This is a genomic window from Sphaerisporangium sp. NPDC049002 (genome assembly GCF_040649355.1).
GTDB lineage: Bacteria > Actinomycetota > Actinomycetes > Streptosporangiales > Streptosporangiaceae > Sphaerisporangium.
In genome coordinates this window covers 1-19,039 of sequence record NZ_JBEZFH010000150.1, presented here as the reverse complement: position 1 = coordinate 19,039, position 19,039 = coordinate 1, and the positions used below count along the sequence as shown (strand labels likewise).

The following is a 19,039-nucleotide window of genomic DNA, read 5'->3' as shown; positions in this document are numbered from 1 at the left end:
TAGCAACCTGAAGGATCACGTGATGGCCGTCTTCATTTCACGACGCCACGCTGACTACCAGCGGAAACTCGTACACCACCCCCGTGGACGCAACCGGTGGCGGGCAAGGGTCTTCGAGTATCACAATTAGTTGCCATTCGATTACCGAGGGAGAGTGATCATGGGGAGCCCACACGGTGGTAGGGGTCGCCCGGACCTGGCCAGGGCGCGCAAGCAGCGGGGGATGACTCAGGAGGAGGCGGCGGCTGCGGTCGGGGTGGCCCCGGGGACCTGGGGCCGGTGGGAGCGGAGCGAGCAGGGAGTCCGGGCCTACAGCCGGAAGCAGATCGCGGCCGTGTTCGAGGTGGAGGCGGTGGAGGTCGAGCAGTGGATAGAGGGGTGGTCCCACGGGGAGACATCTTCGTGGCCGGGCACGGAGTACGGCGACACATCGACGGCGGCTACGGTGAAATCGGCCGCGCTGTTGTGGAGGTATGAGATGGACGAATCCCGGCGCCATGTGCTGGCCACCCTGCCGTTCGTACCCTCGGTGCTCGGGGGGTGGCTGTCGGGGTGGAGCTATGGCACTCCGCCACGGTCGGTCGCGCAGCAGGGGAACAGACACACGGTGGGGATGGCCGACGTCGACCGGATCAACGAGGCCCGCACGGTGTTCGGCCAGTTGGACGACCGGTTCGGGGCTGGGCTGGTCCGCCCGACCGTTGTGCGGTATCTCGACAGCACGGTGACCCCGTTGCTGCGGGGCCGCTACGACGACCGGGTGGGGACGGCCCTGATGTCGGCGGCAGCAGGGATGACCCTGCTGGCGGGCTGGACGGCCTTCGACCTGAACCAGCACGGTCAGGCGCAGCAGCACTTCGGTCAGGCACTGAGGCTGACGAAGACGAGTGACGACCCGCTGACCGGCACCTGGGTGCTGACGACGATGACCTTGCAAGCGATTCATCTGGACCAAGCCACCGCAGCAATATGGCTGGCCAGAGCCGGGACGGACACCGCGCGCCGTGCGCAGGCGCCTCCGCGCGTCATGGCGTTCATGCTGGCCAGGGAGGCATGGGCAACGGCCCTGCAGGGCAAAGCGGCCGAGACCCACGACAAGCACGGTGCCAAGCAGGTCGAGAGGTTGCTCGTCGAGTCTGAGCGCGCGTACGCCCAAGGAATCACCGACCGTGACCCGGCGTGGATCGCCAGATACGACGCGGCGGAGCTCAAGGCACAGATGGGCCGCTGCTGGAGCCTGCTCGGCGAGCACAAGCGGGCTGCGGACTGCGCGGGAGCGGCCGTGGCGGAGTTCGGCGAACGGTTCCCTCGGTCCGCCCAGCGCAACAGGTTGCACACGGCAGAGGCATACCTGGGAATGGGTGAGCTGGAGCAGGCCCTTGATACCGCCCGGGCAGCGATCCCGGCGACGAAGGCGTTGACCTCCGCCCGCTCGGTCGACCTGATTCGGCAGTTCGCCGGTCAGCTTGAGCCGTACAAGGGCAGCATGATGGTCCGCGAGTTCCGCGACCACCTGAACCACGAACTCGCCGCCTGATCACATACGAGCCCGGGGCGCGACCGACCGGCGAGCGGGTCCGCCACGCGGGTTCATTCTCTCGACGACGTCAGAACCGCCGCTCGCATCCTGTGTCGTGGATCCGATGAAGATTCGCGGTCATCGCACTACGCCTTGGGGGCCCACTCGGCGGCGAAGGTTTCCATCTGCTTGAGGACGAGGTCCACGGCCGCGCGCTCCCCCTCTGGCGGGTAGTCGAACTTCGCGAGCAGGCGCCGGATGCGGCTGCGCAGCTTGGCGCGTACCGGCTCGCGGGAGAGCCAGTCGACGCTCAGGTTCTTGCGGATGTCCGCGACCAGCGCGCGGGCGATCTGCGCGAGGGTGTCGTCGCCCATCAGGGCCTTTGCGAGGCCGTGGTTGGCCACCGCGTCGTAGAAGGCCAGCTCGGCGTGGTTGAGCGGAGGGTCGAAGCGCTCGCCGCGCCGGGCCTCCGCGGAGACCTCCTTGGCCATGGCGACCAGTTCGGCGATCATTTCGGCACTGCTGAGCTGTTGACGCATGTAGCGGATCATCAGGTCTTCGAGCTTCTCGGCGAAGCTCTCCCGGCGGACGATGTTGTGCCGGGTCGTCTCGCGCATCGACTGCTCGATCAACCGGCGCAGAGCCTCGGCCGTGAGGTGCGGCGTCTCGGAGTCCTGGAGTTCGCGCAGGTGCTCGTCATTGAGATGGGTGATGTCGAGTCTGCCAAGGCCGGCCTCGGCGTACAGGTCGGTGATCTCGTCGGCGTCGACGACGGAGGCCGCGAGCTGGGAGAGGTAGACGTTGACCTCGGAGGCCAACGGCTTGCCGCTGGCCTCGCGATCCGCGGCGTCCAGTTGCACCATCCAGGAGCGCACCTCGCTGAAGAAGGCGATGTCCTTGCGCCAGGTCTGGAGGTCGTCGAAGCGCTCCGAGATCTCCCTGCTCATCGCGCACAGCCGGTAGAAGCGCTCCAGCCGCGTCGCGCTCTCCCGGAAGCGTACGCCGAGCGTCTTGGCGCCGGGCTCGACCTGGTTGCCGGGGGTGCGCGGGTCGCGCAGATGGTTGGCGGTCATGCGCAGGGCGCGCACGTACGGCTTGGGCCTTGAAATGTCAGCCAGCAGCGCCCGCCAAGGGATGCCGGCGAGCAGGCCGCAGATGGTGGCGTGCTCGTTACGGACCTCGGTGATGGCCCGCTCGACGTCTCGGCCCATCGTCTGGTCCCGCTGGTCGCCGGGGCTGTATTCGGCAAGGGCCTTTCTGAGGTTCTCGGTGAGCGGCGCGTAGCCGACGAGCAGGCCGTCCTGCTTGCCACGGAAGCGGCGGTTTACCCGGGCCAGGGCCTGCATGAGGTTTGCCCCTCGCATGGGACGGTCCATGTAGAGGGTATGGATCGGCGGGGCGTCATAGCCGGTGAGCAGCATGGAGTGCACGATGACCAGCTCCAGCTCGTCCTTGGGATCCTTCGCACGCTCCTGGACGATCTTGTGCTGGGAAGGGCGCAGCGCATGGTCTCTCAGGTTCTTGGGATCGCTGGGAACACTGTGAAAGACGCTCTTCATCTTGCCCCTGAGCGGGTCCTTGTCCACCCAGCCGGGGCGCAGCTCGGCGATGGCGTCGTAGACCCTGACGCAGACCTCCCGGGTGACACAGACGATCATCGCCTTGCCGGGCCCGCCGATCTGCGGGCGCATCAGCTCCGAACGTTTCTCCCAGTGCGCCACCAGGTCCTCGGCGAGGGTCTTTATCCGGTCGGGTGCGCCGTAGACATTGGTCATCTGCGCGGCGTAGTGCAGGGCCCGGCGCCGCTCGGCGTCGTCCATATCCGCGGTCAGCGCGTCGGCCTGCTCGTCGATCGCCTCCGGGTCCACGTCCGGGGGCAGCGAGACCGGGATGAGCCTCGGCTCGTGGTAGACGCGGACCGTCGCCCCGTCGTCCACGGCCCGCTTCAGGTCGTAGATGTCGATGTAGTCCTTGCCCCCGCCGAAGACCTCGCGGGTGTTGGCGTCGGCCCTGGAGATGGGCGTGCCGGTGAAGGCGATCAGCGTGGCGTACGGCAGAGCCTCACGCAGGCGGCGGGCGTAGCCGTTGAGGTTGTCGTAGTGGCTGCGGTGCGCCTCATCGACGATGACCAGGATGTTGCGCCGGTCGGACAGGAGCGGATGGTCCGCGCCGACGTCCTTCTCCTGCTTGGTACGGCCGAATTTTTGCAGGGTGGTGAAGATGATTCCGCCGGTCCGGCGGTTGGTCAGCTCTGTACGTAGTTCTTCGCGGGTCTGGACTTGTGTCGGGGTCTGGCCGAGGAGGGTCTGGCTGTCCTGGAAGGTGTTGAAGAGTTGGTCGTCGAGGTTGTTGCGGTCGGTGATGACGACGATCGTGGGGTTGTTGAGCGCGGGATGCCGGGAGGTGAGCGCACTGGTGCACACCATCTCCTCGGACTTGCCGGAACCCTGCGTGTGCCAGACCACGCCGGCCTGCCCGTTGCTGCGGGACGCCTCGACGATCGCCTCGACAGCCCTTTTGACGGCGTAGAACTGGTGCGGTTTCGCGATGCGCTTGCCCTTGGGGGTGAAGTTGACGAAGTCCCGGGCGAAGGAGAGGAACCGCGGCTGGGTGAACAGGCCGGTCAGGGCGAGGAAGAGCGCCTCCGGCCCTTCGCGGTCGGAAGCGTTGGTGTCCACGGGGTCACCGTCGTCGTCCACGTTCCAGGGTGCGAAGTGCTCGTACTCGGTGAACGGGGTGCCGTATCTGGCGGTGATCCCGTTGGAGACCAGGCAGAGCACGTTGTAGCGGAACGCGATGGGAAACTCGTCGACGTAGGTGCGGAGCTGGGCGTGCGCGTCCTTGAGCGTGGCGTTCTCGTCGGCGGCGCTTTTCAGCTCGATGACGGCGAGGGGTAGACCGTTGACGTAGAGGACGAGGTCGAAGCGGCGCTCATACTCGCCGTCTATGACAGTGACCTGATTGACGGCGCGGTAGGTGTTCGCCTCGGGGGTGCGAAGGTCAACAAGGCGGACGGTGGGGGTGTGCTCCGCGCCGAACTCGTCGGTGTAGGTGACGGCCCGGATACCGGAGGTGAGGTATTCGTGGGCGAGCCAGTTCTCGGGGAGCGGGTCGCGGGAGGTGGGGGTGGTGGCGGCGGAGAGGGCTTCGTCTATGGCGTTAGGGGGGAGGGTGGGGTTCAGACGCTTGATCGCATTGCGCAGGTCTTTGTAGAGGGTCAGGTCGTCCCAGGTCATCCGCTCTTTGCTACCGGGGGCGAGGTCCTTACCCGCCATGGGCTCCCAACCGAGCTGGGCAAGTTCTTCCAGGGCGAGCTTTTCCCAGGTGGCCTCGGTCATCTTGCCGTTGAGCCTCTCGGCCGTCATAAGGAGTCCTCGACGATTTGCTCCGCGTCACGGATACGGAGTCGACCGGACATGAGTTGGGGGAGGAGGGTGTCGCGCAGGACACCAAGGGTGCGAGATTGTGCTGATGCTTCCACGATCTGCTTGCGCAACGGCTCAGCGATGGCCTCAAATGTCTGGATCTGCGTTTCACTGGGAATGGTTACTTCGAGCTTTTCGAGATCTCCCTTGTTGAGGTGCGCGACTGTGGTACCTGTCTTGTAGCTCTCGACCTCAGCCAGAGAGGGACGCAGAGCTTCACGGGCCAGGGCGCTGCCTCCTCCTAGACGGGATTGTGCATGGAGCACCCGCTGGTTCAGTAATGCCGGTTCCCCTAACCAGAAGGTTGGGCGAAATTCTGCATCCATGCCAGCAACAGTTTCTCCGGGCATTACTAGAAAGTCCCGAGAAAGGCGCTGGTTGGTCCACGTCTGAGGTGTGAAGGTCTTAAGATCTCGGATTCGCAGCAACGGAATCCCCCGGCATTTTGCGTTAAATTCCGAAGAGGCGAACGGTGCGCCAAACGTAATGGATACCGCACTAATGAGTGGTATCGTGCGACTTCCTGGCGCCTCAAGGGCAGCAGTAAACATGATGCGGATGAGTTTGTCTGCTGTATCTATAATGCGCTCGTTAATCAAGATCTTGTCATCCAGCGCCCCAAGTAATACTGCTATGGCGCGTTGCTCTAAAAGTGATGGAACGCGAAGCGTGAGTTCTTTGGCAGAAGCCACATTGAAGTGTTGCTGCACAGCGCCCACCGTATGGGCCTTGATGAACTCTCGGGCGGTTTCGTTGATGGCGTAGCACAAGAAGCGGGCGTCAACGTTCGATCGTGGCTTGGCGATAACCAAGTCAGAGCAGTTTACGGGCCCTAGGTCATCCGGAATTACTGCAGTGGCCCCAGGCTCTCCGGTGCGGACGATTACTAGGTCTCCGGGGTGAAGTTGCGACTTCGCTAAACGACTATGAAATTCTTGATCGATATATTTCAGCGAAGAAAAATCGAGGCGACCGGGCTTTATATTCTGTGAGCATCGTCAACACGGGCGTGCTCAACATGGGTGGAAAGACCGAGATCAAGCAGTCGGCGGTCGGCGCCAACGCACAGGTACGCCCTGATGCCCGCGAGCCCGACAAGAACACCGAACAGTCCTCGAAAAGCGAAGGAGATCAGTGATGAGCGGCAACAGTGGTGTCGTCAACCATGGGGGATCCATGGAGATCAGCCAGTCCGCGGTCGGACACGGAGCGATGGTCAACGTGTCGGCCGATCGCGAGCAGAAGGCACGACATGGCAAGCGTGCCGACGTGGGGGTGATCACCGTACTTGGCAAGGAGGCCAAAGCCGTCTACGAGGTGCTCGGCCTGCATCGGGCACAAGGCGGCGACCTTCCCTTCTTCGAAGGAACCGTGAATGTCCGGGACACGGTCACCCGCGTCGCCGCCATCCGCACGCTGTCCCCGGGACAGCGGTCGACCGTCGTGGCCTTCGACCACCTCCGTCGCCACTACAACCCCGCCGTCGTCGTGCTGGTCGGAATCGGTGGAGGCATCCACGCGGACATCGAAATCGGCGATGTCGTCGTGACTCCCCGAGTCGTCTACTACGACCTCCGAAAGGAGTCCCCAGGTGGGCGGCGGCGCAGAGGCGAGGAGCGTGAAGCACCGGCCGCGATCGGCCACGCCGTCAACTCGTTCTTCATCGACCACGACGAGCCAGCCAGGTTTCAGAGCACCGACAACAACGACATCATGCGCGAATACCGAGCGCTCACCGGGCCGATCGGCTCGGGCGAAGCAGTGATCGCGGATGCCGAGTCGGAGATCATCCGATACCTGAAAGGCTTCAACGACAAGATCCTCGCCGTGGACATGGAGGCCGGCGGTCTGACGCAGGCATTCCACGAGCAGGACGGGTCCCAGGCCGTACGCGGCTGGGTCGTCGTACGAGGTATCTCCGACGATGCCGGCCCGAACAAGAACGACGAGTACCACGACATCGCCGCACGGCACGCGGCTACGGTCCTGCGTAGCCTCCTCCCGTATCTGCGTCTGCCAGCCGACAGGACGTGACGTTCTGGCTCTCCCCGGCGGCCGTTGACGAAGGAGACAGACATGAACGAGTTCGTACTCGGTGTGGTGAGCTCCCTTCTCGCCACCGCCCTCACCGTCGCGGGAGGCTGGACCTTCTCCATGCGTTCCCGCCAGTGGCCGGTCACGCTTCTTTCCCGGCTGACCGGCCTGGGGGTCCGGCGCGTCATCTCACGGCAGCGCCTGGCCTCCGGGGAACTGGCGGCCGAGCTGACCCGTGCACGTTGGGTACGTGTTCTCGCCGGTCGCGGGAACGAACTGACGCGCGACGGGTTCGCCGGGGTCTGGGAGGCAGCGGGCAGGCGACTGGAGTCCGTGCAGATCCTGCTGCCTGACGCCGACCTTGGTCACGACTCCTGGCTGTCCAGGCGGGAGAAGGCGATGCGCCGTGTGGACCTGGGCTTCTCCTCCGGCCTGCTCGCTGAGCAGGTGCGCGTCAACGCCGCTTATGTGAGCGAGGTCGCCCGGCATCGCGAGAACGTCTCGCTGCGCTTCTACGACCTGCCCAACATGCACCGCGTCATCGTCACCGACAACGTCGCCTACCTGACCATCTACCAGCAGAAAGAACACGGCCGTAACTCCCCATGCATCGTCGCCCCCCGCCCCGGGCTGATGTACGACTACGCTTCACTCCTTTTCAGTGCCGCCTGGGACCACAGCCGCCCAGCCGAGTGATCCCACAGATCTCAGTCAGATCACCCCTCCGCTCCGCGGTCTGATGCCATCGCTGTATCGCCCATGAGCGATCAATGTCTTGTCGATCGCGACCCGACATGGGAGCGGGTTTGCCCGGCGAGATACTCAGATCCGGCGATGATCAGTGAAGCCATTGCCGTGCAGGTGACGCTTGCCATGACGTGGAGGCGGCAGCCGGGTCGTATGTGCTGGAACGCTGGCCGGCGAGATCGCCGTTGGCTAGAATTATGTACATGACGGTTCTTTCTCTGGCGGACGCTCGTAACCGGCTCTCCGGCATCGTCGAGTCCGCCGTCAGTACCCATGAGCGGTTCGAGATCACCCGCAACGGCGTGCCCGCAGCCGTGCTGCTGGCCGCCGACGACTACGACACGATGCGCGAGATGATCGAGATCCTCGCCTCGGCCGAAACCGTGGCGGCCATCCGCGAAGGGCTCGCCGACCTGGAGGCGGGCCGCACTGTCTCCCAGGAGGACATGGAGGCCGAGCTCCGCCGGACCGGCCGCCTGTGAGCGGGCGGTACGAACTCAGTCTCACCCGCCGCGCCAGACAGGATCTCGCCGAGCGGCTACCGGCGAAGGTCGTGCCTGTGGTCTGGGAGTTCATCACCGGCCCGCTTCTGGACAACCCTCGCCGGGTGGGCAAGCCGCTCGACGAGCCCCTCGCTCCGCAGTGGTCGGCGCGCCGGGGCGTCTACCGGGTTCTCTATCTGATCGACGACGGCCGGATCGTCGTCCAAGTGATCACCATCCAGCACCGGGCGGACGCGTACAGGTCGCGGTGAGTGGTGAGCCGTGGCCGCGGAATGCGAGCGACTCCCGATCGGCGACGTCGGCCGGCGGTGACCGCGCAGGTCATCCGCTCCGGCCGCCCGCCCACGGCCTTGCCGCTCAGCGGGCTTGTCCCGGAAAAAGGTGCGTGAATGGGCCGCATGCTCCTATAACGTGATGCGCGTGACCCCGCCCTCCCGCCGTGCGCCCTCCGTCGGAGCGCATCCATGTTGAGCCGACTGCTCCGTACCTATCTTCGTCCCTACTCGTCGGCGCTGGCCGCCGTTGTGCTGTTCCAGCTCGTCGGCACCATCGCCTCGCTGTACCTGCCGAGCCTGAACGCCGACATCATCGACCAGGGTGTCGCCGCCGGTGACACCGGCTACATCCTGACCACCGGCGGCTGGATGCTGGCCGTGTCCCTCGTGCAGATCGGCTGCTCGATCGCGGCGGTCTACTACGGGGCGCGGGTGGCGGCGGGCTTCGGACGGGACGTACGGTCGAGCGTCTTCCACCAGGTGGGCGGCTTCTCCGCCCGGGAGGTCGCGCATTTCGGGGCGCCGAGCCTGATCACCCGCAGCACCAACGACGTGCAGCAGGTGCAGATGCTCGTGGTGATGACCTGCACGATGCTGGTCGCCGCGCCCATCATGGGCCTCGGCGGCATCATCATGGCGCTGCGGCAGGACATCGGCCTGTCGTGGCTCATGCTGGTCTGCGTCCCGGCGCTGCTGATCTCGATCGGCCTGATCGTCTCCCGCATGGTGCCCCAGTTCCGCGCGATGCAGACCCGCATCGACCTGGTCAACCAGGTGCTGCGCGAGCAGCTCACCGGCATCCGCGTCGTGCGGGCCTTCGTACGGGAGCGCGAGGAGACCCGCCGGTTCGCCGAGGCGAACGACGCGCTGACCGGCAACGCGCTGCGCGTCGGGCGGCTGACCGCGCTCATCTTCCCCACCGTGATGCTGATCCTCAACGTCTCCAGCGTCGCCGTGCTGTGGTTCGGCGCCGCCCGGGTGGACAGCGGCGAGATGCAGATCGGCGCCCTCACCGCCTTCCTCATGTACCTGATGCAGATCCTCATGTCGATGATGATGGCCACCTTCATCTCGATGATGATCCCGCGCGCCGCCGTCTGCGCCGAGCGCATCGGCGAGGTGCTGGACACCGAGTCGTCGGTGCGCCCGCCCGAGAACCCCGTACAGCGGGTGCACGGCCGCGCCGAGCTGGAGATGCGCGACGTCGAGTTCCGCTACCCGGGCGCGGCGGCGCCGGTGCTGTCCGGCATCTCCTTCCGCGCCGTCGCGGGGCAGACCACCGCCGTCGTCGGCAGCACCGGGTCGGGCAAGACGACGCTGGTCTCCCTGGTGCCCCGGCTGTTCGACGCCACGTCCGGCACCGTGTCGGTCGACGGCGTCGACGTCCGCGACCTCGACCCCCAGATGCTCTGGACACGCATCGGCCTGGTTCCGCAGAAGCCGTACCTGTTCACCGGCACCGTCGCGAGCAACCTGAGGTACGGCAACCCGGACGCCACCGACGAGGAGCTGTGGGAGGCGCTGGAAGTGGCCCAGGCCCGCGACTTCGTCGAGGCGATGCCCGAGGGCCTGGAGGCGCCCATCACCCAGGGCGGCACCAACGTCTCCGGCGGGCAGCGGCAGCGCCTGTCGATCGCCCGTGCCCTGGTGAGCAAGCCCGAGATCTACCTGTTCGACGACTCGTTCTCGGCCCTGGACCTGACGACCGACGCCCGGCTGCGCGCCGCTCTGCGCCCGCACACCGCCGAGGCCGCCGTGGTCATCGTCGGCCAGCGGATCTCCACCGTCGCCGACGCCGACCAGATCATCGTCCTCGACGACGGCGTCATCGTCGGCATGGGCACCCATTCCGAACTCCTGGACTCCTGCCCGACCTACATCGAGATCGTCGAGTCCCAACTGACCGCGGAGAGCGCAGTATGAGCGACCGGCCAACGGCACCCACGCGACCGCGACCGCCCGCGGGCGGCGGCGGCTTCGGACGGGGGCCCTTCGCAGGGGCGGGGATGCCCGCGGAGAAGTCGATGACCTTCGGGCCCTCCACCCGTCGGCTGCTCCGGCGCCTGAGCCCCGATCGCACGAGGATCGTGGCCGTGGTCGTCCTCGCCGTGGCCAGCGTCGCGTTCGCCGTCATCGGACCGAAGATCCTCGGCCGCGCGACGGACCTGATCTTCAGTGGCGTGGTCGGCAGGCGGCTGCCCGCGGGAACCACCGAGGAGCAGGCCGTCCAGGCCGCCCGCGCGTCGGGCAACGACAACCTGGCCGACATGCTCGCGCGGATGGACCTCGTCCCCGGCCAGGGGATCGACTTCGGCGCGCTGGGCACGGTCCTGGCGTGGGCCCTCGGGCTCTACGTCGCCGCGTCCGCCTTCAGCTGGCTTCAGGGCTACCTGCTCAACGACGTGACGCAGCGCACCGTCTACCGGCTGCGCGCCGACGTCGAGGACAAGCTCAACCGGCTTCCCCTGAAGTTCTTCGACGGCCAGCCGCGCGGCGAGCTGCTCAGCCGGGTGACCAACGACATCGACAACGTGTCGCAGACCCTGCAGCAGACGCTCAGCCAGCTCCTTGGCTCACTGCTGACCGTCATCGGCGTGCTGGCGATGATGCTGGTGATCTCGCCGCTGCTCGCGTTGATCGCCCTGGTCACCATCCCGGTGTCGATGCTGGTCACCGGGCTGGTCGCGAAGCGCTCGCAGAAGCTGTTCGTCGCTCAGTGGACCCACACCGGCACGCTGAACGCCCACATCGAGGAGGCGTTCACCGGTCACGAGCTGGTGAAGGTGTTCGGGCGCGGGCCGGAGGTCGAGGAGGTGTTCCGGCAGCGGAACGAGGAGCTGTTCAAGGCCGGCTTCGGCGCCCAGTTCATCTCCGGGATCATCATGCCGATGATGATGTTCATCGGGAACCTCAACTACGTCGCCATCGCCGTCGTCGGCGGCGTGCGCGTCGCCACCGGGTCGATGAGCCTGGGCGACGTCCAGGCCTTCATCCAGTACTCCCGGCAGTTCACCCAGCCGCTGACCCAGGTCGCCTCGATGGCCAACCTGCTGCAGTCGGGCGTGGCGTCGGCCGAGCGGGTCTTCGAGCTGCTGGACGCCGAGGAGCAGGAGCCCGACCCCGCCGACCCGGTGCTGCCCACCACCCGCCGGGGCCGCGTCGAGTTCGAGCACGTGTCCTTCCGCTACAACGCCGAGCAGCCCCTCATCGAGGACCTGTCGCTGGTGGCCGACCCCGGGCACACGATCGCGATCGTCGGCCCGACAGGCGCGGGGAAGACCACGCTGGTCAACCTCATCATGCGCTTCTACGAGCTGGACGCCGGGCGCATCACCCTCGACGGCGTCGACGTCACCGCGATGCGCCGTGATGACCTGCGCTCGCACATCGGCATGGTGCTCCAGGACACCTGGCTGTTCGGCGGCACCATCCGCGAGAACATCGCCTACGGAAACACTCAGGCCACCGACGAGCAGATCCACGCCGCCGCGCGGGCGACGTTCGTCGACCGGTTCGTCCGCACCCTGCCCGACGGGTACGACACCGTGATCGACGAGGAGGGCGGAAACGTCAGCGCCGGTGAGAAGCAGTTGCTGACCATCGCCCGCGCCTTCCTCGCCAACCCGTCTCTGCTCATCCTCGACGAGGCCACCAGCTCGGTGGACACCCGTACGGAGGTGCTGGTGCAGCACGCGATGGCCGCGCTGCGTACCGACCGGACCAGCTTCGTCATCGCCCACCGGCTCTCCACCATCCGCGACGCCGACCTCATCCTGGTGATGGAAGGGGGAAGCATCGTCGAGCACGGCACCCACGACGAGCTGCTCGCGGCCGGGGGCGCGTACCACCGGCTGTATTCCTCGCAGTTCAGCGGCGCTCTGGTGCCGGCCGACGGTGAGACGGCAGGGACGGGGTGAGGTGAGGCTGGTGACCCAGGTGACCGAGGTGAGGCCGGGACTGAGGCGACCGAGGCGACCGAGGTGACCGGGTGGTGACGGTCGGGTCGGTCGCCGGGTGGTTGGGAGCCTTCGGTTGATGTATTGGGCTAATTCCTGTGGGTTTCCTGGTAATCGTTGAGCGGTCAAGTTGCTGACTGTTACGGTCAGGTCATGATCCAGGTGTGTGGTCAAGAGGCGCCGGCGAAGGCCGCCTTATGACGCCGAATCCCGGCGAGTCACCTTTATCCGGCTTCGACGCGACAACGCCCAATGTAGGGCGAATGTACGATTACTATCTCGGCGGTAAGGACAATTACGCCTCCGACCGCGAGGCGGCCGAAAAAGTGATCGGGATCTTTCCACGGACGCGTGAGCTCGCTCGCGCGAATCGGGATTTCCTCCGGCGCGCCGTCGAATACCTGGCCCGCGAGAAAGGCATCCGCCAGTTCCTCGATATCGGGTCCGGACTGCCCACGCAGGAGAACGTCCACCAGGTGGCCCAGCGGGCGAATCCGGCCGCGCGGGTGGCCTATGTCGACCTGGAGCCGATCGTCCTCGCTCACGGGCAGGCGTTGCTGGCCACCGACGACCAGACGATCATGGTCACCGGCGACCTGCGCGAGCCGGATAAGATCATCGGCCACCAGGACGTCCGGGCCCATCTCGACCTGGCCGAGCCGACAGCGGTCCTGCTGGTCTTCGTGATGCACTTCATCAAGGACAGCGAAGATCCGCTCGGTATCGTGAAGACGCTGGTCGACGCTCTGGCGCCGGGATCGTGCCTGGTCCTGTCGCATGCGGAGCTGGACGATCGGCTGACGGCCGGGACCTCCGTCTACGACAGGGCGACCTCCCCGGCCGTGTTGCGTTCACGCGACGAGATCGAGGCGTTCTTCGACGGGCTGGCGCTCGTGGAGCCCGGAGTGGCCCGCCTCGGCGCCTGGCGGCCGGACGGCCCGCTGCCCCGCAGAGCCGACACGCTGCCGGCCTACTGCGGCGTGGGCCGCAAGAAATGAGGTCGCCCTCGCTCCCGTACGGCCCGAACGCCTCCTCCCGTCGCGCGAGCGCCCGGCCTCGTCTCAACGGCGCCCGGCCGCGTCCCGACGGCGCCTGGTGTCGTCCCGACGGCGCCCGGCCGCGTCCCGACGGCGCCCGGCCTCGCCGCGCGGGCGTCCGGGCGAGTGGCGGTCACTCGCGGGCGACGACGGCGAGGATGGCGGGCTTGGCGGGGTCGAAGGCGGCGTCGCCCTCGAACTCGGGCCGCCAGGACTGGACCGGCACGATGCCCGGCTCCAGCACCGTCATGCCCGCGAGGAGCTCGGCCAGCCGGTCGGTGCCGCGCGAGGTGAGCGAACCGGTGGCGGTCGAGCGGTAGACCTGCTGGCCGGCCTCGTGTACGTCCGCGCTGACGTCGCCCGCGAAGGCGTGGGTGATGATCAGGTGGCTGCTGGGGGCGAGGCGCTCGCGGATCGTGCGCACGATGTGGGTGACCAGGGACTCGTCGGGGATGAAGTGCAGCATGGAGACCAGCAGCACGGCGACCGGCCGATCGAAGTCCAGCGCGCCCGCGATCTCGGGATGGGCCAGCAGCGCCTCGGGCTCGCGCATGTCGGCCTGGACGACCGTGCTGTGCGGGTTGTCCGCCAGCAGCGCGCGGCCGTGTACCAGGACGATCGGATCGTTGTCGGCGTAGACGACCCGGGTCTCCGGGTCGACGCGATGGGCGATCTGGTGGACGTTCTCCCGCGTGGGCAGCCCCGAGCCGATGTCCAGGAACTGCCGCGTCCCCGCGCGGGTCAGCAGGTCGACGACCCGCGCGAGGAAGGCCCGGTTCGCCCGCGCCATCTCCCGGATGCCGGGCACGACGGTGATGAACTGCTCGGCGGCCCGCCTGTCTGCGGCGAAGTTGTCCTTGCCGCCCAGGTAGTAGTCGTACATCCGCGCGACGCTCGGGATGGTCGGGTCGATGCTCGCCGGGAGGTTGGTGTGTTCGGCCATACCTGCGCTTTCTGCCATGTGAGTTCATAGCCTACGGCAATTCCGAATCCGTGGATCTTCGCAGACATCCGATCTCTGCGGCCGGCCCGGCGGGTGTCAGCGTACGTGCCACTGCGTCTCGGCCCACCAGGTCTGGACGGCCGTGACGATGGCCCCGGGGGCCTCTTCCTGCAGGTAGTGGCCGGCGCGGGGGAGCGTCACGGTGCGGTGGCCGGGGAAGGCGGCCTCCAGTCGGCGGCGCGCGTCCGCCCGGAAGCCGGCGTCGGCCTCGGCCCAGACGATGAGGGCCGGCCTGTCCGCCAGGGACGGCAGGCCCTCCTCCACCTCCCGCAGGAAGTCGCGGCCGGCGGTGATCTGCTGGGGGAGGACGAAGATCGGGGTACGGGAGCGGGCGTCGGGGAACGGGCCCCGGTACGCGAGCAGCGCCCGGCGGTCGAGCCTGCGTGTCCGCATCGCGCCGGGGATGAAGGCGTTCACGAAGACGTTGAGCCGGCGGATGAGCGCGCGCCCGACCGGCCCGCCCATGATGACCGAGAACCACCGCTTGACGGCGTCGTCGCTCGGCCACGCCCAGGTGTTGCTGATGACGAGCCCGCGGATCCTCGCGGGATGGCGGCCGGCCGCCCACAGCCCGATGGGGCCGCCCCAGTCGTGGACCGCCACCACCAGGTCCGACAGGTCGAGCTTCTCGATGAAGCCCTCGACGACCCCGGCGTGCTCCCGGGGCGTGAAGCCGTATCCCGGCCGGGCGCGGGAGAGCCCGAACCCGGGGTAGTCGAGGGCCACGCAGCGGAAACGGCCGCGCAGCCCGGCGACCACGTCACGGTAGAGGAAGGACCAGGTCGGGTTGCCGTGCAGGAAGAGCAGGGACGGCCCTTCGCCCTCGTCGACGTAGTGGACGAGGTTGCCGTCGACCTCCAGGTAGCGGTCGGCGAAGGGGTACATGTCGGCGGGGACCCAGGCGGGCCGTTCGGGGGCCGCGCCAGGCCGGTCGTCGCGGGTCACGGGTCAGCAGATCCCCAGCGCGTGGCCCATCTCCGCCGCCTCGGTGCGGTTGCGCGCCCCCAGCTTCTGCAGCAGGTGGCGGATGTGGAACTCCACCGTGTGCTGGGTGAGGTACAACTCCTTCGCGATCTCCGCGTTGGTGTGCCCATGCTTGATCAGTTCGAGGACCTGCTGCTGCCGGTCCGTCAGATGGGGCGCCTTTGGCATGGAGCGCTGCCAGCGCAGGTACATCACATAGTCGACGATCTGCAGGTCCAGCAAGGCGGCGATCTTGAGCGTGTCGAGCACTCGGTCGAGGGTGGAGTTGTACGCCAGGTAGACCGTGCACCCGCGGCGCACCCAGGCCTCCGCACGCCCACGGTCCTTCAACGCCCCCAGCATCGCCAGGCGGGCCATCGGCGCCATCACCTGGCACTTGGCCACAAGCTCGGGGAGGTCCTCCTCGTTGAGCATCTGCCCGATCAGCAACCAATGGGGCTGGGCGCCGCGCACCTGCCTCGGGAGCGAGGTCATGTCGGCGGTGCCTCGCGTGATCAAAGTGTCGCGAAACCAGAACTCGTGCCCCTTGCCGTGGTCGGGATCGGCGGCGCGGGACGACGCGGTCTCCAAGGCCGGCCAGCCGCCGATCATGAACACCCGCTGCCCGGCCAGGCGCCGCCGGCTCCGGGCCTCGGCGGACAGTTTCTCCTTGACCAGCGTCTCGGTGGGGACCATACGGCTTCCTTTCCGGTTGGTGGCAACTCGTGCCCGATCGATCCCCTCACGAGGCAGGACGATCATCGGGCCCTTTGAGCAGTGGCTCTACCCTCCGGGGGGCTCGAGCTCTCGGGAGGCGCCCATTCCAGAGCCGTTGGCGACGGGTCGGAATGATGCCGTCAGGTGCGGTGGTTCTTCCCCGCGGTCCCGCCAATTCCGGTAAACCTAATCAGCATTGATCGTATCCCAGCGGCACCGGGTTTGGTATATCAACATCGTTCGGCGACGATCGTTAACACAAACGACTTATCGGCGTGTCAGCCGGTGCCACCTGGTCGTCTAGCCGTCCCACGACAGCGGTAACCGCTTGATTCCGAAGAGGAATCGCGGGATCGAAGTATCGAAGTCAATGCCCTCGGCCCACCACTTGCCGCCGAAACGCCGCAGCATTTCGGACACCACCACGGCGGTTTCCAGCCTGGCCAGCGGAGCACCCAGGCAATAGTGGATTCCGTGGCCGAACGCGAGGCCGGGACCGGCGGCGCGGAAGGGGTCGAACCGGTCGGGGTCGGGGAACGCGGTCTCGTCGCGGTTGGCCGATCCGACGAAGGGGAAGACGGTGTCGCCCGCGTTGATCCGCCGCCCGCCGACCACCACGTCCGCCGTGGCGAACCGCAGGACGGCCTGTACGGGCGCCGCGTACCGCAGGACCTCGTCGATGACCCTCGGCAGCGGATCGCCGCCGGACCGCCGGACGAGGTCGAGCACGTCGGGCATGCTCTGCAGGCAGAACACGGTGTTGGTGATCAGGCTGGTCGTGGTCTCGTGTCCGGCGATGAGCATCAGCGCGCAGAAGTTGAGCAGCTGACGTTCGGTGAGGCGCTGACCTGAGATCTCGGCGGCGAGGAGCCGGCTGATGAGGTCGTCGCCGGGTGCGTTGCGGCGATCCGCGAGCACGCCGCTGAAGTAGTCCATCATCGCGCCGATGTCGGTGTCGGCTCCTTCCCGAGCGGTGCCGCTGCCACCGGACACCACCGCGTTCGACCAGCGCCGGAACTGCTCGACTCGGTCGGTGGGGACCCCGAGCATCTCCATGATGATCGTGATCGGCAGCGGGTAGGCGATGTCGGCGACGACCTCCATGCCGCCCTTGCCCTCGAACCCGTCGAGCAGTTCGCCGCAGATCTCCCTAACCCGTGGCGCCAGACGCTCCACCACGCGCGGGGTGAAGGCCTGATTGACCAGGCCGCGCAGCATGCGGTGGTGCGTGCCGTCGGCGCGCACCATGGTGTCCTCACCAGGATCGAACACGTCCACCGCGGGCCGCCGGGTGGCGGGCCGGGTCGACTGGAACGTCTCTCCGTCGGAGAGCACCATGCGGACGTCCTCGTACCGAAGCACGTGCCAGGCGTTGAAGACGTCGTCCCGGAAGACCGGATTCTCCGACCGCGTCTCGCGGTACCAGTCGAAAATCGCCAGCGGAGAATTGTCGTCGATATGCATCACTAGGGCTCTTCCCCGTCCTCCCGCCGTGGCATGGCTTCCCCGCTGCCCCGGCGTGGCCTCAGCCTTCGCTCACTGGAGACAGTGCCATGAAGGACATGTGCCGCATACTGATGTAATCCTTAGTACTTGGTCATCTTCCCGGGCGTACCTGGACTGATCTGCACAAATAACGCGAGACTCATGCCTGTTTCTTGGATCGCCATCCGAGCGCAGCGGAGGGTAATCGTGAGTGCCGAATCCGACGTCCGAGCTTCCGAACGGCCGGGTGCGAGTGATCGCACAGCGGAATTCCCCGACGTTCCCGATGCCAGCGGGGACGTGGCCCGGCTGGCCGACGCGATCTGGCCGCACGCGGTCAGGGCCGCGGCGACGCTCCGGCTGGCCGACCACCTCGCCGACGGCCCGCAGGACGTGAAGGAGCTCGCCGTCCGCACGGGGCTCGACCCCGACGCCCTCGGACGGCTGCTCGCCTACCTGGTGGCGCACGGGGTGTTCCACCGCGCGGGCCCCGGCGAGTACGACCTGAACCCGGCCGCCCGGCTGCTGCTCGACGACCACCCCGCCCGGCTCCGGGCGCGGCTCGACCAGGACGGCCTGGCCGGCCGCCTCGACAGGGCCGCCGCGTTCCTGACCGACGCGGTGAGGACCGGCCGGCCGGTCTACGAGACCGCGTACGGCCGTCCCTACTACGAGGACATCGCCGATGATCCACGGCTGCTGGCCGAGTTCGACGGCTTCGCCCACTGGTACACCGGGCGCTCGGTCGCCGACGTGGTGGAGGGATACCACTGGGACCGCGTCGGGACGGTGGTCGACGTCGGCGGCGGCTCGGGCATGCTCCTCACCCGGCTGCTGAGGGCCTACCCCGGGCTCCGGGGCGTGCTCGTCGACCTGCCCTCCAGCGCCGCGAAGGCCGAGGCGGCGATCGTCGCGGCCGGGCTGTCGGGGCGCTGCGAGGCGATCGGAGGCAGCTTCTTCGAGCCCCTCCCGGCGGGCGGCGACGTCTACCTGCTCAGCGGCGTCCTGATCGACTGGGACGACGAGTCGGCCACCGCGATCCTGGCCCGGTGCGCCGAGGCGTGCGGCCCCCACGGCCGGGTGCTGGTCGCCGAGCAGTGGGAGGTGGACGAGGCCGCCTTCACCGACGAGGACCTGCGCATCATGGTGCTCGTGGGCGGGCGCGTCCGTACCCCCGACCACCTCGCGACCCTCGCCGCGCAGGCGGGTCTCATCGTGCTCACCACGCGCCTGAACCCCCGCGGCGTACGGCTGGTCGAGCTGGGAGCCGCGCCCGCCGAGTGACCCGGGACGAGCCCGCGTGGCCGGGGCCGGGCGGGAGGCCAGCTCCGTCGCCCGGGGCGGCGAACCACCCCTGGTATCCCACGGTGATCTT

16 protein-coding genes are annotated in these 19,039 nt (G+C 67.5%); 10 read left to right on the top strand and 6 right to left on the bottom strand.

Annotated elements, in window-relative coordinates; translation table 11 throughout:
* Positions 1–160: 160 nt before the first annotated feature.
* Complete coding sequence (locus AB0B89_RS25585) at positions 161–1,537, top strand: helix-turn-helix domain-containing protein (protein WP_358557713.1); 1,377 nt, start codon at positions 161–163, stop codon at positions 1,535–1,537.
* A gap of 128 nt (positions 1,538–1,665) precedes the next feature.
* Here the strand turns inward: AB0B89_RS25585 and AB0B89_RS25580 are convergent, their stop codons facing one another.
* On the bottom strand, positions 1,666–4,884 hold the full coding sequence (locus AB0B89_RS25580) for a type I restriction endonuclease subunit R (protein ID WP_358557710.1): 3,219 nt from the start codon (positions 4,882–4,884) through the stop codon (positions 1,666–1,668).
* Positions 4,881–5,828, bottom strand: coding sequence for a restriction endonuclease subunit S (locus AB0B89_RS25575; RefSeq protein WP_358557716.1), 948 nt, complete (start codon positions 5,826–5,828; stop codon positions 4,881–4,883). The genes AB0B89_RS25580 and AB0B89_RS25575 overlap by 4 nt, the downstream gene beginning before the upstream one ends.
* Before the next feature lie 104 nt (positions 5,829–5,932).
* On the opposite strand from AB0B89_RS25575, the gene AB0B89_RS25570 reads away from it, so the two are divergent.
* The 8 genes from AB0B89_RS25570 (at position 5,933) to AB0B89_RS25535 (ending at position 13,457) form a co-directional block, all read left to right on the top strand.
* Positions 5,933–6,082, top strand: coding sequence for a hypothetical protein (locus tag AB0B89_RS25570; RefSeq protein WP_358557707.1), 150 nt, complete (start codon positions 5,933–5,935; stop codon positions 6,080–6,082).
* Positions 6,082–6,978, top strand: a complete 897-nt coding sequence (locus tag AB0B89_RS25565; RefSeq protein ID WP_358557704.1) for a hypothetical protein — start codon at positions 6,082–6,084, stop codon at positions 6,976–6,978. The genes AB0B89_RS25570 and AB0B89_RS25565 overlap by 1 nt, the downstream gene beginning before the upstream one ends.
* A 42-nt stretch (positions 6,979–7,020) precedes the next feature.
* Complete coding sequence (locus tag AB0B89_RS25560) at positions 7,021–7,674, top strand: hypothetical protein (protein ID WP_358557701.1); 654 nt, start codon at positions 7,021–7,023, stop codon at positions 7,672–7,674.
* 254 nt (positions 7,675–7,928) lie between these two features.
* Complete coding sequence (locus tag AB0B89_RS25555; protein WP_358557698.1) at positions 7,929–8,207, top strand: type II toxin-antitoxin system Phd/YefM family antitoxin; 279 nt, start codon at positions 7,929–7,931, stop codon at positions 8,205–8,207.
* Positions 8,204–8,479 (top strand): type II toxin-antitoxin system RelE/ParE family toxin, encoded by a 276-nt coding sequence (locus tag AB0B89_RS25550; RefSeq protein ID WP_358557695.1) that lies wholly within the window; start codon positions 8,204–8,206, stop codon positions 8,477–8,479. The genes AB0B89_RS25555 and AB0B89_RS25550 overlap by 4 nt, the downstream gene beginning before the upstream one ends.
* Positions 8,480–8,692: 213 nt before the next feature.
* A complete protein-coding gene (locus tag AB0B89_RS25545; protein WP_358557692.1) occupies positions 8,693–10,426 on the top strand; it encodes an ABC transporter ATP-binding protein in 1,734 nt (577 codons plus the stop codon).
* 83 nt (positions 10,427–10,509) lie between these two features.
* Positions 10,510–12,420 carry an ABC transporter ATP-binding protein gene (locus tag AB0B89_RS25540; protein ID WP_358557689.1) on the top strand — a complete coding sequence of 637 codons (1,911 nt, stop codon included), beginning with the start codon at positions 10,510–10,512 and terminating at the stop codon, positions 12,418–12,420.
* Positions 12,421–12,656: 236 nt separating this feature from the next.
* Complete coding sequence (locus AB0B89_RS25535; protein ID WP_358557686.1) at positions 12,657–13,457, top strand: SAM-dependent methyltransferase; 801 nt, start codon at positions 12,657–12,659, stop codon at positions 13,455–13,457.
* 172 nt (positions 13,458–13,629) lie between these two features.
* Here the strand turns inward: AB0B89_RS25535 and AB0B89_RS25530 are convergent, their stop codons facing one another.
* The 4 genes from AB0B89_RS25530 to AB0B89_RS25515 all read right to left on the bottom strand — a co-directional run bounded on the left by AB0B89_RS25530 (position 13,630) and on the right by AB0B89_RS25515 (position 17,643).
* Positions 13,630–14,457 (bottom strand): SAM-dependent methyltransferase, encoded by an 828-nt coding sequence (locus tag AB0B89_RS25530; RefSeq protein WP_358557684.1) that lies wholly within the window; start codon positions 14,455–14,457, stop codon positions 13,630–13,632.
* A gap of 78 nt (positions 14,458–14,535) precedes the next feature.
* Positions 14,536–15,444, bottom strand: a complete 909-nt coding sequence (locus AB0B89_RS25525) for an alpha/beta fold hydrolase (RefSeq protein WP_358557681.1) — start codon at positions 15,442–15,444, stop codon at positions 14,536–14,538.
* A 3-nt stretch (positions 15,445–15,447) separates the two neighbouring features.
* A complete protein-coding gene (locus AB0B89_RS25520; RefSeq protein WP_358557678.1) occupies positions 15,448–16,158 on the bottom strand; it encodes a response regulator transcription factor in 711 nt (236 codons plus the stop codon).
* A gap of 321 nt (positions 16,159–16,479) precedes the next feature.
* The gene (locus AB0B89_RS25515; protein ID WP_358557675.1) at positions 16,480–17,643 is read right to left on the bottom strand and encodes a cytochrome P450; all 1,164 of its coding nucleotides are present in this window, start codon (positions 17,641–17,643) and stop codon (positions 16,480–16,482) included.
* 228 nt (positions 17,644–17,871) lie between these two features.
* Here AB0B89_RS25515 and AB0B89_RS25510 point away from each other — a divergent pair, with 228 nt between their 5' ends.
* Entirely contained in the window at positions 17,872–18,948 is a 1,077-nt protein-coding gene (locus tag AB0B89_RS25510) for a methyltransferase (protein ID WP_358557672.1), read from the top strand.
* The last annotated feature ends 91 nt before the right edge of the window (positions 18,949–19,039 follow it).

What these genes read in the sequence shown, in the direction of transcription:
- AB0B89_RS25585 (WP_358557713.1), top strand. Translation starts at nt 161, where the DNA reads ATGGGGAGCCCACACGGTGGTAGGGGTCGCCCGGACCTGGCCAGGGCG.
- AB0B89_RS25580 (WP_358557710.1), bottom strand. Translation starts at nt 4,884, where the DNA reads ATGACGGCCGAGAGGCTCAACGGCAAGATGACCGAGGCCACCTGGGAA.
- AB0B89_RS25565 (WP_358557704.1), top strand. Translation starts at nt 6,082, where the DNA reads ATGAGCGGCAACAGTGGTGTCGTCAACCATGGGGGATCCATGGAGATC.
- AB0B89_RS25560 (WP_358557701.1), top strand. Translation starts at nt 7,021, where the DNA reads ATGAACGAGTTCGTACTCGGTGTGGTGAGCTCCCTTCTCGCCACCGCC.
- AB0B89_RS25555 (WP_358557698.1), top strand. Translation starts at nt 7,929, where the DNA reads ATGACGGTTCTTTCTCTGGCGGACGCTCGTAACCGGCTCTCCGGCATC.
- AB0B89_RS25545 (WP_358557692.1), top strand. Translation starts at nt 8,693, where the DNA reads ATGTTGAGCCGACTGCTCCGTACCTATCTTCGTCCCTACTCGTCGGCG.
- AB0B89_RS25540 (WP_358557689.1), top strand. Translation starts at nt 10,510, where the DNA reads ATGCCCGCGGAGAAGTCGATGACCTTCGGGCCCTCCACCCGTCGGCTG.
- AB0B89_RS25535 (WP_358557686.1), top strand. Translation starts at nt 12,657, where the DNA reads ATGACGCCGAATCCCGGCGAGTCACCTTTATCCGGCTTCGACGCGACA.
- AB0B89_RS25530 (WP_358557684.1), bottom strand. Translation starts at nt 14,457, where the DNA reads ATGGCAGAAAGCGCAGGTATGGCCGAACACACCAACCTCCCGGCGAGC.
- AB0B89_RS25520 (WP_358557678.1), bottom strand. Translation starts at nt 16,158, where the DNA reads ATGGTCCCCACCGAGACGCTGGTCAAGGAGAAACTGTCCGCCGAGGCC.
- AB0B89_RS25515 (WP_358557675.1), bottom strand. Translation starts at nt 17,643, where the DNA reads ATGCATATCGACGACAATTCTCCGCTGGCGATTTTCGACTGGTACCGC.